Here is a 12216-nt window from a genome sequence, read left to right as displayed (position 1 = left end):
CTTTAATTTGAGCATTAAAAAAACATTAAAAAAATGGACACTTCAGAGTGTCCACCTTGATCACATTCCAAATAATCTGATCTCTTCTCCATCATTCGAAAGCTTAACCATTCTTTCAAATTGCAGCCCTAACTTTTCAAGCAGCTTCGCTGATCTTAGATTGTCCGTAGAGGTTATTGCCACAATTCGATTTATGCCCAACACTTCCTTACCATAGGCCAAAACGCCAGCAGCTGACTCGTACGCATATCCTTTCCCCCAGAAGTTCGGAAGAAATGCATAGCCAATATCCACATCTTCTAACCCATCTCTTTTGATCAGTCCGCAGACCCCAATAGGAACAGCATCTGCCTTAAGCTCGGTCAAATACAGACCAAAGCCCAATCGGTTATACATTTCAACAGGACCCTTCAGAATATAATCACGCGCGTCCTCGACGGTTTTGATGCCTTTATCACCGATGAATTCCAACCAGCCAGGACTATTTAATAACTCAAACATAAATTCCGCATCATCCGGTGTTAAAAAACGAAGAACTAGCCGATCTGTTTCAAGAACCTTCATGGCAGACGCCTCCTTTTAACAAAATGTATGAGCGATTTGTCTATTGCAAACCTTCTATATATTTCATACTCTCTTCCGCTATGATTTCAGGCTCATAGTCATGAATATAATGACCGCAATCCAAAACCATATACTTTCCATTCCTCGCAGACTCCGCGTATGTAATTAATAGATTTCCCCAATCCGCTAATGGTATTTCTTGACCATTCGAAATAAAGAAGTACATCGGTACATCAGGGATTCCGCCATCCGCTACTTTCTGCGCATTGTTTACGATCATCTTCACTTCTTCATTCATGTTCGATGTTTGTGTTTTGGCATAAAATATCGCACGGTAAATCTTGTTTTCTTGATCAAACAAATGATTTTCTTGAATTGCGGCAGAAGAATCAACAATGGCTGGGAAGAAACGCGTAATACCGATACGAGCGCCAAAGCTAGTAAGCGCCATTGACAATTCTGATGGTAATGGATATTTCTCATATGCTGCTGGAATAGCAGGATCAAGCCCAATAATAGAAACAACCTCTTCCGGGTATTTTTGCGCCCAATAGAGAGCTTCGATGCCAGACATGGAGTGTGGAAAAAGGACGTATGGCGCCTTTTCACCCGCTAAAGTCAAAGCAGCCCTAGTCTCTTCTAGTATAGTATCTATATCCCGAGAGACAGCCGCAGTTTCACTATAACCATAGCCCGCCTTTTCGACGACTGCAATTCTATATCGATCAGACAGTTTGGAATATAACCCTTTAAAATCTAGCACCGGAGAAGCAGTACCGCCACCCGACATAAAGACAAGTGTCTTATCGCCAATGCCTTCGGTATAAACATGCATTTGATGGTTATTTACATTCACCACTGTTCCAGTAGGTGTTAGCAAAGCTGATTCGTTATGCAATTGAATTCTATGATTGATGTAACTGATAGCAATTATTAAGAACAAGACTCCTATGATAACTAGAACAACATTTTTTATGATCTTCAATATTTTATTCATCGCGCCTTCAGTAACCTCCTTGAATTCATTATACAACAACTATGTTAATTGCCCATCTCGAATAATGCTTGCTAATGTCCACACCCCCATTACCTCATTGCAATATATTATTTCTAAGATGAATTGTATGTATAGGGTTAATAGAGGAGATGGTGATAGCCCATGATCTATACAGCGCTCGGAGATTCTATTACATTCGGGGAGAACGCATCTTCTTGGGCATGCTCTTATCCCCAATTGGCTGTATCTGCTTTAAATTCTGATTCTCGAAAGGTTCGAGGGTTTGTTCTGGCTAGACCCGGGTGGAACAGCGGTAATCTATTGGATGCCGTGATATGGAACGGTTCCTCCGTAATCTGTCGCTCCTCTGTTGTTTCTGTCTGGATTGGAGGAGTTGACCTAGCCAATGCTGCACTAACTTCACTTCGAACGAAGAAACCACTAGCTGCTAAACAAATCATAAGTAGCTATAGACGTAATTTAAGTGCTATTTTTACTCAGATCAAAAAAGGAAGCTGTGCTCGGATCATATGCTGCACGCAATACAATCCTTTTCCGAACAGCCCTCTTGCAGTTGAAGCAATTGACCAATTAAATTGTACGATAAAAGAGCTAGCCTCTAAATATGGGGTAACTGTAGTTCCTACTCACAATTGGTTCGAAGGAAAACAGGCTAATCTTATTTATGGGTATCAACACGGCAAGCTAGAAGATGCGCTCAGCGGATCTTTGCCCATCCACCCAAATGATAAAGGCCACCTGGTTATTGCAAAAGGATTGACCCCTTTTCTTATCTAAAAAAGGTATCATGTTTCATAACCTTGCTATTGGAGTGGCAATCGGTGTTGCAATCGGAGCCGGAATTGGTGGTGCATCATCATACACTAGCAGAAAAAATTAAGCTTACAGTCACAATAGCTCCATATTACAACGGTAGCCACCTCAGATCGAGGTGGCTCCTACTCATTTAACTTTCTTATTTGGAAAGTGATAGCTATATATAATTAGGTAAAGAGTCTGAGCGATAAAGGAGAAATCCTTATCGCTCAGACTCTTTTTTGCTTTTTATACCCAGAGATATATGACTAAAGCAATCCCCCGATCGAGTACTATAGTAAATTAGATAAAGGTGAGAACTAGCTTTCTTGGTTTAGACACTGCAGAATGATTGGAAAGCTATAAGCGAACGGTAATTAAAATATAAACAGACACACCGCTATTTGTGGCAAGCGATGCTGATATAAGAAACTTGGTTTTGTTGAATATGAGTTGGTAGAGGAGTTTAATTACCCGCATCAGAAATTTGTCCTACATAGAAAACGAGTATAGAAAAACATCATCCCTCTAGGCTCCAACCCCATGAAGCCTCTGAACACTTTCAAGTGTTAGGTAATAATTTCGTAGGAGCTTTTATCGTTTTGTTGCATGCTTTGTCCCGTATGTCATCAAGCGCCAAACCTTTTCTAAGGGTCCCATGGAAAAAAACTTGAACCAGATTGTGCTAAAAATGATTTGAATAATATAAATCAGAACTGCAATGTAGAGAACATCTTTTGGTGAAACGACTTCGAGACCTATAATTGAAATGATTGTCGTCCCTATAATGCTTTGTGTGACATAATTTGTAAACGCCATTTGACCAACCCATGATATGGGTGTCAGAAATTTCACAATGTGTTTATTTTCTAAAAGTAGAAATAATGATGTTAAGTAAAACATAGTGGTTGGGAGTGATCCTAAGGCCGTAACTGAATCTACATTGCTGTTCCCGCTTTGAGAAGCGTTCCAAATCCATAGTGAGAAACTAACGAACAAAAGAAATGACGCAATTTGAATCCATCTAATGGGTTTGGACAATTCTTGTATATGTGTCAGCCAACCTGATTTTGCGGTTAAAAAACCAGCTAAAAACATAATGAAGATTTGTATAGCGTCATTAGAAAAGATATCTAGGATAGATGATATTGCCCCAAGAGATGGTGTAAATATGTTTGACACCAGGGAAATGATGTAAATTGATGTCATACCAACAAGCCACTTTTTAAGTGTAGAAACCGTTGTGTGATAAAAAGGGATCAGAAACAATCCGATAATGGAGTATGCGGGTAGAATTGTTCCCCAAAAGATAAACCAATGAATGATTCCCAGCAGCAAGAGGATTAGTAAACGTCTAGCCATACGCCATCTTGGTTTATCTCCTCGGCTTTCGGCTCTTGAGGCGAAAATGTATAGACCTACTCCAAATAGGAATGAAAAAATCGAAAAGAATTTTTTATGTACGAAGATAGTTATCAAACTACTGATGATTCCATTAATGCCACTATAGTCTGGTAAGGGATCACCTTCCATAATAATTTTAAATGCTCCAACATTTATAAGCAGTATGCCAAAAAGAGCAAGTCCGCGAATGATGTCGAGTGAAATAATTCTTTCTTTTTGTGAAATGGAGGGATTCATTAATGTTTCTCCTTTGAAAATAATTTTATTTGCTAGAAGTCAGTATAAGTTGCGAACCTTACATTAAATTAATGCCAACATTACAGGATCCTTAAATATGATAAAATGTTCCAACTCCAGTTGAATTAGAATCAGTTTTATGGTAAATATAAATACTTAATAAATTTAGTGTTTGAAAGGGAGAAACAATGTCAGTATATACTCAACCAATCTTTGTGGCAGCGATCTGTTTTGTTGTTTTAGCATTTGCCTTATCTATCCCATGGCTCATTTATACATATAGAAAATATAACTATCTTCCATTTTCTACCACGTTAATTTCATTTTCATTTATCTTCTACTTTCTAGCAGCGTTATTTTTAGTTTTGTTGCCGTTGCCAGAAATACGTAATACTTGTTCGCTACAAAAACCGGGTACACAACATTATTCACTTATGCCATTTCAATTTATAGTGAACAACTTAGGGAATAGTGGTATCGTTTTATCACAGCCTGCAACTTATAGACTGTTATTTAGCCAACCATCATTCTATCAAGCGTTTTTCAATTTCTTGCTTTTATTACCTTTTGGTATTTATTTGCGATACTTTTTTCAAGACAAGAAATACTGGAAGAAAGCGCTAGGAATCACGTTCTTATTAACATTATTTTATGAGGTAACACAGATAACCGGCATTTACGGAATTTATAATTGCCCTTATCGCATTTTTGATGTGGATGATTTATTGTTGAATACTACTGGCGGGGTACTGGGTTTCTTTATTGCTCCAGCCGTGTTAGCGTTATTCCCATCAAAAAAGAAAATTAATGAGAAAGCAGAAAGATTATTGGCTCTTGATGAAGTAAGAGGAATGTCTGTGTTGCTAGCTGTTATGATTGATATATTTATCAGCAACATGGTAGTTAAAGTTGTGTTGAGTATGACCAACGTTAATATGGTTAGTGAATTTATTGCGACTACAATTACACTTTCTGTAACATTGTTTATTATTCCATGGATTTGGAACGGATCGACAGTCGGTACGAAAATTATGCGCTATCGCTATGACAGTAAAGTAAGTCGAGTGGAAACAAACAAGCGATTATTTAAACGTTTTGGTGCTATTTACGCGATATACTTCACAACAGTAATTGCGAATACTTTGAATAACCTAGAAATATCAATGGATTCTCCATTTTATAAGGCATCTATATTCTTAACGCTAGGTGCTGGATTGACCTATATCACTTTAACGATCGTGTTGTTCATCCATGTTATGTTAGTCGTGTTTGGCAAAGAAAAACGCCGCTTCTACTTTGATGAAGCTTCTGATTTATATACAACTAGAAAAAAATAATGTAGAAGGGCGATTCCTTTTTGTTATTTTTAGAGAAGATTGCGGAGACAGCTCCGCGGAGCGCCCACTCAAAACACTCACCTAAATCCTATTCAATAGCAAAGGGGTACCCCGTAGTAGTCTTAAATGGCTACGGGGTATCCCTTTTTTTGTAGATTTAAGCTTGTTGTAAGGTTGGCATGAATTTGCTGTAAGGTTCGCAGCCTATAGTATAAGCATCAGCAAATTAAGAGGTGAAATGAATGGAACCATTATTAAAAATAGAAAATATAAAAAAAGTGTACGGGAAGTTAAGTGCTGCTTACACAGCGTTAGAAAACGTGTCTTTTGACATTCATGCAGGTGAGTTTGTAGGGATTATGGGACCTTCCGGAGCGGGAAAATCAACCTTGCTAAATTTGTTAGCAACCATTGATTCTCCAACTGAAGGGAAGATTTATATGAAGAATAAGAGTATTCATGATATGAAGGAAACAGCTTTGGCAGACTTCCGACGTGATAATCTCGGTTTCATCTTCCAAGATTACAATTTACTCGATTCCTTGACTGTAAAGGAAAACATATTGCTTCCTCTGGCGATTGCTAAAATTCCAGCGAAGAAAATCAATCACCTCGTGACTCAGATCTCTAAAGTATTTGGTATTGAAGATTTACTGGCAAAATATCCTTACCAAATTTCTGGTGGTCAAAAGCAAAGAACCGCTGCGGCTAGAGCGCTTGTGACAGAGCCTGCACTGATTTTGGCTGATGAACCAACAGGTGCACTCGACTCCAAATCAGCAACAGATTTATTGGAAAGCTTAAGTACTTTAAATGAAAATAACAATTCGACCATTATGATGGTGACCCATGATGCATTTGCCGCAAGCTTCTGCCGCCGGATTATTTTCATCAAGGATGGTTCATTTTCAACAGAAATATATCGTCGTGATCAGACACGCAAAGCCTTCTTCCAAGAGATCTTAGATGTTCATGCAGCCATTGGGGGTGAGGTAGATGACGTTATTTAGTCTAGCAAGAAGAAATATAGCACGAAACTTTTCTCAATATTTTTTATACATTGCATCGATGGTGTTTAGTATCATCATTTACTTTACATTTGTGACATTAAAATATAGTGATACGATTGCAGAACAGACGGCTTCATCGCAAAAACTAGGTTCACTAATGAGTGGGGCGGCAGTCATCCTTATCTTTTTCGTTGCCATATTTATCGCCTATTCTAATTCATTTTTTATGAAAAAACGTAAAAAAGAAGTGGCATTGTATGCGTTGCTGGGTGTACGTAATCGTCAAATAGGCTTTATGCTCTTTTTTGAAAATTTATTATTAGGATTATTCTCTTTAGTAGTAGGGATTGTACTTGGGTTCCTTTGTTCAAAAGGATTTATGACGATTTTGATTCATTTAATGGGTTATGACGTTGTAGCACCCTTTACATTTTCAGCGGCAGCAGCGATGAACACTGCTATCGTATTTCTGCTTATTTTCTTAGTTACATCGTATCAAGGCTATCGCTTGATTTATAAATTTAAGCTGATTGATTTATTTCATGCTTCGAAAAAGGGAGAAGTGGCGCCCAAATCATCTATGATAGTAGCTGTTCTTGGAGTATTACTAATTGTCTTGGGCTATTGGCTCGCGATGCAGGATATTTTCACTTCTAAGGTATGGGAAAAAATTGGATTTCTCATGACTGTATTAATTATTTTAACAACGGTTATTGTGGGTACATTTTTATTGTTCCACAGTGTGACTGGCTTTGTGCTGGCAATGATTAAGAAAAATGAAAAGTGGCTGTGGAAAGGCCTTCATGTAATGACCATTTCGCAACTGCTCTATCGTGTCCGTGGGAATGCACGTACATTAACTGTGATTGCGGTGTTGAGTGCTACGACAGTAACAGCCGGTGGAGCGGTCTATAGTCTTTATTACAATACGAATGACTCGGCGAAAACTATTAATCCGAATACCTTTATGTATCAATCAACAGATGCAGAAATGGATAAACAGGTGAGTGCTGTACTATCAGATACAAAATACGATAAAAATATCGAAGCACTATCCATTACGTTTCATACGAAAGAATTAAACTCGCCATCAACATTCGATAGCTCTGATAAAAGAGGATATACAGTTATCGATGAAAAAACATACAACAAATTAGGAAGTGTACAACATAAAGAAAAATTAAATGTAAATGATGGCTACGCGGTTATTTTAGATATTGGATATGATAAAAGGTTCTCACCTATATATACAGGAAAAACTATAACGACAGGAAACGGCCATCAACTCACATTCCAAGGCTTTAAAACACAAACCGTATTGAATGGAGGCACAGCAGGTATAACAGTGGTAGTCTCGGATGACCAGTATAAAGTATTGCGAAATGATGGGGAAGTGCTGCACTATCGTGTCCTTGGGGTAGATCATGCCTCTGTAGATTTATCTAAAGAAATTGCAAAGCAATTACCTGAAGAAGCGCTATTTTCCAGTGCTCCTCAAGATTACCAAACAAGCTTGGAAAGTGTGGGGTCTCTACTTTTTATCGGAAGTTTCCTTGGTCTCGTATTTCTGGCTGCAACAGGCAGTATCATTTACTTTAAAGTTTTAACAGAGGCAGAAGAAGATAAATCACAGTACTATATGCTGCATAAAATGGGTGTCAGTGCAAAAGAAATGCGGAAATCCATTGCGTCACAGGTATTTGTTATCTTTGTTGTACCTTTGGCAGTAGGGTTATTGCACAGTGTGGTGGCTTTAAAAGCATTCTCTAGTCTACTGATGATAGATTTAGCAAAACCTGTGTTGCTCTGGATGATTGCTTATACAGTGATTTATGGGTTGTACTATTTTTTAACCGTAGCTTCTTACAATCGTATTATCACACAAAATAATAGAACAGAAGGATGATTGAGATGAGAAAATTTCTAATTACTATTGGTATTTTGTTTATTATAGGAGCTGTAAGTGTCTTTGCTCTAGCTAAATTTGACTTTAATCGCTTCAATGCCGAAAGTTACTATTTACAAATAACAAAGGATGGGGAACCCCATGAATATAAACTAAACGATGGTACAGTGATGACCTCCTATTCGTATACACTAGATGCTATAAATGCCAAAGGTAAAACAATTCAACTTGAATTTAATGCACAAAAAAATCTTCGTAAAGGAGCCTACTTAAAAATGTATGTAAAAAAAGGAGATCAAGTATCATCATACGATGAAGTGAAATTAGAGGATATTCCGCAAATGGCACAAAAAAACAAATAAATAGAAGAAGGGCTGCCTCCAAAATAGTAAGTGGAGAACAGCCCTTTTCTCTGCCTAATGAGTAAGTAAGGCAATTGTATTATAAAAGTATAGTAATGGTGGTTCCAATATTTTCAACGCTCGTCAAATCGAGTTTCCCCTCATGAGCCCAAATAATATCTCTTGCGATTGCCATTCCTAAGCCAGTACCATGTTTGCTTGTAGTATTTGTACCCCGATAGTAGCGTTCAAAAACCTGTTCCAGATCTTTAGCTGGAATACCATGGCCATTATCAGAAATCGAAATTTGGGTATGAAATTCTGGATCTGGAGATAGGCTGCCGGACGGATGCTTTTGTCCATATTTTGGATTAATGGTTTCCACTCGAATCTTCACCACGACATTTTCATCGTTATGCACCAGCGCGTTGTAGATAAAGTTAAGGATCGCTCGTTTTAGTAATTTTTTATCCACCTTATGCACTGCTTTAACCACATTTGCCTCAAACTCTACCTGTCGTTCACCAAATGTCAGGTCATTTAAAAGTTCAATCGTCATTTCTCGTAGAAACTGAACGAGATTCACCTCTTCAAATTGCAAAGATAGCTGGTGATTACGCAAACGCATCGTTAAATTGAGATCATCTAACAAATCTTTCATATACATAGATTTACTCTTGATTATTGATGTATATTCATGTAATTCTTGGGCTGTTAAATCTGTAGCACTGTCGTTTATAAATTCTGCATAACCTTGAATAGAAGCAAGTGGTGTTTTCATGTCATGCGAAACATTGCTAATCCATTCCTCACGCATTTGGTCGAGACGCTTACGTTCCTCTTCATGTCGATCGAGCTTTTCAGATAGTTCATTCATATTGCGAAAAACATCTTCATAAACGCCATTGGGAGTAGGCAATTTCTTAAAACGTCGTTCCCTAAGCTGTTGAATACCATCTATTAATGTATGAAGTGGTGCAGTTAACTTTTTCCCAAATAAAAATCCAACGAAGATTACAATAAGAACATCAACGATTAAAAAAATGGAGAGAAATACATTAACGTCCTTAAAAATTTTAGCATAGTCATAGGTCATTACATAGCGGCCTACTTTCGGATTTTTAATCCCTAAAAAGTAGCTGAATCTTTGGGCTTCGCTGACAAAAACAGTCGTGCTTGCATCTAATTCTTTATATTTATACATTTGTACAATCTCAATAGGGGAATACACTGTTTGCAATTCTTTAGGTGTGTAATATGCAGCTACTTGCTCCCCATGGTTATTTAAGAATTGTACCCAGGCGTTCATATCTTGCAGTTTTTTGAGGCCTTCTTCGTTCACAACAGGTTTGCCAGAATGTAGTTCTACATATTGTGAAAAGGTCCGGCTAAAGGTTTCTGCAGACGCTTCTTCAGTGCCAAAATTATTATTTTTTAGCTGTAAAAAGAATAGGAAAAGAAACAAAATCACATTTACAATACCAACGATTACAACAATAGTCATAACCGATCTTAAAAAGCGGAGTGTCAATTTCCATTTCAACTTGTCTCACCCCTTGGTATGTAATTTATAACCTAACCCTTTAACCGTTAATAAATAGGAAGGCATTGAAGGGTCTACCTCAATTTTTTCGCGTAAGCGCCGAATATGTACCATTACTGTATTATCGGAACCAAAAAAATCTTCACCCCACACCTGTCCAAACAAGGTTTCTTTGCTTAATATCTGATTCGGATGATGCATAAAACAGCTCATTAAACCGACTTCTTTGGCGGTAAGCACAACGGCTTCGCCATTCTTTTTTAATTCTGTCTCATTGGGACTAAGCTCAAAGGGGCCAACATGCAAACTTTTCGGAGCCTTTTTTTCCTCTGTAAAGCCAGCCCTTCTCAGCTGTGCCTTTACCCGATAAGCGACTTCTTTTGGACTGAACGGTTTAGTAATATAATCATCTCCACCTATCGCCAGTCCTAAAAGCTTATTAATTTCCTCATCCTTTGCAGACATAAATAAGATCGGTGCATTTGACGTTTCCCGAATTTTCCTGCATAAATCATATCCTTCTCCATCTGGCAACATAATATCTAGCAATATAAGCTCAGGATTATACTCCTGAAACTTCTCCCAACCCTCCGCAACTGTCCCCGCAGTTACAACGTCTGCAATACCTTCTTTATGTAAAACTGTCTTCATCAGACGCGCTAAATCATCTTCATCGTCTATGATTAAAACCCACTTATGACTTACCATTTGTTTCCCTCCATAACACACTCTTTATCTACATTATAAAGTTCTCTTTAATTCTTTCGCAAAAAATTCACGGTTCATACCCATGAAGCCGCTGAACACTTTCAAGTATTGGAGTAAACCCCTAGTTTATTCAATGAATTCAGACCCGGCACCTCCGACGACACCTCAAGCGTGCCAAAATTGCCTAATAAGGCTCGGTCCGTCGTAATTGGCATGCTATTTCGCTCTGTATTTTTCTTCAGCCGCAGGGAAAGCAGGATTGTTATTGAATCGGTTAACGCTATTCCTTTTATTAAAACGAAGAAAATGAAGTTTCTTACCTGTAGACTGGGCCAGATTACATCAAGCAGTTCTTGAAGACACTCCTTCGATGTAGAAAGAATGCTAGACGCGCCAACAGAAGATAAAAACTTATCGTAGCATGAATACAATCTCATAGTGGATATCCTTGGGGAGATAGAGCTTTTACCAGTGTAAGTCCCAGATACATCCATTGGGTATAGCTAGTTGTTGATTCACACGTACAAGTCATTAATTGCATGTGAGGCATCAAGTGTGCTTTGCACAGATGTTGCCGCCCCTTGCTCAATACTTACTCCCTGTCTCGTAATTTCCGCTGTCGCACTTGCCGTTTCTTTCGTATTTTCAACCAATTTATTCGATGAACTCAATACACTATCGGAGGCATTACAGACATCTTTAATAATGGATTGCAGGGTCTCAAGCATCGCATTTAAGGATCTCGAGATTTCTCCAATTTCATCCTTGCCGGAGTAATCTAGTCGTCCGGTAAGATCCCCTCCGCTATGGGCAATTTCAGTGATTTTTTCATTCACTAACTTAAGCGGCTTTTACTTAACAAAAATAATTATAAATATTGCAAGCAATGCCACAAGCGTACCGATAAGCAAAAGAACAGTTCGACAAAAAAATAGGTCTTTATTCCTGTGGAATGCTTTCGACAGCAACAAAAAACACATCAAGTAAATCTTTATCAAAACGGGTTTTAACATAATCGGATATTTTGTCTAGCTCCTCGATACTATCGTACTCTAGGCACGGACGCCCTTCGCACCACAATACTGTACATTGATATAACTGTCTCACCTGCTCGATAACATAATCCTGTTCCACTACTTCACGGCTTGCTGCCATCGATTTCACGCTCCTCTATATGTACCTTGCACTATCTATAAGGACTCTCCCTATTATTCAAAATTCAGAATTGGACTATCGATGATAATTATCACACATAGGGGAATGGAGGTACGAACTGATTTAATCCTCCGTTAACAATCAGCATGTATACTATAGATAGAACCTCATTACATTTTACAAAAGAAAGGGAACATC

Annotated in this window: 11 protein-coding genes and 1 pseudogene; 5 read left to right on the top strand and 7 right to left on the bottom strand. The window is 38.1% G+C overall.

The window, feature by feature from the left end:
* Nucleotides 1–60: 60 nt before the first annotated feature.
* Together E0485_RS07965 and E0485_RS07960 are read right to left on the bottom strand one after the other, a co-directional pair.
* A complete protein-coding gene (locus E0485_RS07965; RefSeq protein ID WP_132417468.1) occupies nt 61–564 on the bottom strand; it encodes a GNAT family N-acetyltransferase in 504 nt (167 codons plus the stop codon).
* 40 nt (nt 565–604) lie between these two features.
* Nucleotides 605–1561 (bottom strand): alpha/beta fold hydrolase, encoded by a 957-nt coding sequence (locus E0485_RS07960; protein WP_132417467.1) that lies wholly within the window; start codon nt 1559–1561, stop codon nt 605–607.
* Nucleotides 1562–1723: 162 nt separating this feature from the next.
* Between E0485_RS07960 and E0485_RS07955 the strand changes: the two genes are divergently transcribed.
* On the top strand, nt 1724–2359 hold the full coding sequence (locus E0485_RS07955) for an SGNH/GDSL hydrolase family protein (protein WP_132417466.1): 636 nt from the start codon (nt 1724–1726) through the stop codon (nt 2357–2359).
* A gap of 612 nt (nt 2360–2971) precedes the next feature.
* Here E0485_RS07955 and E0485_RS07950 read toward each other — a convergent pair.
* Complete coding sequence (locus tag E0485_RS07950) at nt 2972–4018, bottom strand: DUF418 domain-containing protein (protein WP_132417465.1); 1047 nt, start codon at nt 4016–4018, stop codon at nt 2972–2974.
* A gap of 188 nt (nt 4019–4206) precedes the next feature.
* On the opposite strand from E0485_RS07950, the gene E0485_RS07945 reads away from it, so the two are divergent.
* From E0485_RS07945 to E0485_RS07930, 4 genes are all read left to right on the top strand, one after another.
* Nucleotides 4207–5355: a VanZ family protein gene (locus E0485_RS07945; RefSeq protein ID WP_132417464.1), complete on the top strand. Its 1149-nt coding sequence runs from the start codon at nt 4207–4209 to the stop codon at nt 5353–5355.
* A gap of 242 nt (nt 5356–5597) precedes the next feature.
* Nucleotides 5598–6365: an ABC transporter ATP-binding protein gene (locus E0485_RS07940; RefSeq protein ID WP_132417463.1), complete on the top strand. Its 768-nt coding sequence runs from the start codon at nt 5598–5600 to the stop codon at nt 6363–6365.
* Entirely contained in the window at nt 6352–8271 is a 1920-nt protein-coding gene (locus E0485_RS07935; protein WP_132417462.1) for an ABC transporter permease, read from the top strand. Before E0485_RS07940 ends, E0485_RS07935 begins: the two co-directional genes overlap by 14 nt.
* 5 nt (nt 8272–8276) lie before the next feature.
* Nucleotides 8277–8633, top strand: a complete 357-nt coding sequence (locus E0485_RS07930) for a YxeA family protein (protein ID WP_132417461.1) — start codon at nt 8277–8279, stop codon at nt 8631–8633.
* Between the two features lie 79 nt (nt 8634–8712).
* Here E0485_RS07930 and E0485_RS07925 read toward each other — a convergent pair whose 3' ends face one another.
* The 4 genes and pseudogenes from E0485_RS07925 to E0485_RS07910 all read right to left on the bottom strand — a co-directional run bounded on the left by E0485_RS07925 (nt 8713) and on the right by E0485_RS07910 (nt 12018).
* Nucleotides 8713–10155 carry a sensor histidine kinase gene (locus E0485_RS07925; protein WP_132417460.1) on the bottom strand — a complete coding sequence of 481 codons (1443 nt, stop codon included), beginning with the start codon at nt 10153–10155 and terminating at the stop codon, nt 8713–8715.
* A 6-nt stretch (nt 10156–10161) separates the two neighbouring features.
* Complete coding sequence (locus E0485_RS07920; protein WP_132417459.1) at nt 10162–10863, bottom strand: response regulator transcription factor; 702 nt, start codon at nt 10861–10863, stop codon at nt 10162–10164.
* A 515-nt stretch (nt 10864–11378) separates the two neighbouring features.
* Nucleotides 11379–11702: pseudogene (locus tag E0485_RS07915) on the bottom strand (HAMP domain-containing protein); the annotation flags it as partial.
* 100 nt (nt 11703–11802) lie between these two features.
* Nucleotides 11803–12018, bottom strand: a complete 216-nt coding sequence (locus E0485_RS07910; protein WP_132417457.1) for a hypothetical protein — start codon at nt 12016–12018, stop codon at nt 11803–11805.
* Nucleotides 12019–12216 lie beyond the last annotated feature (198 nt).

The organism is Paenibacillus albiflavus (assembly GCF_004344915.1).
GTDB classification, from domain to species: Bacteria; Bacillota; Bacilli; order Paenibacillales; family NBRC-103111; genus Paenibacillus_AM; species Paenibacillus_AM albiflavus.
The sequence above is the reverse complement of the archived record's forward strand: the minus strand, read 5'-3'. Positions and strand labels throughout refer to the sequence as shown.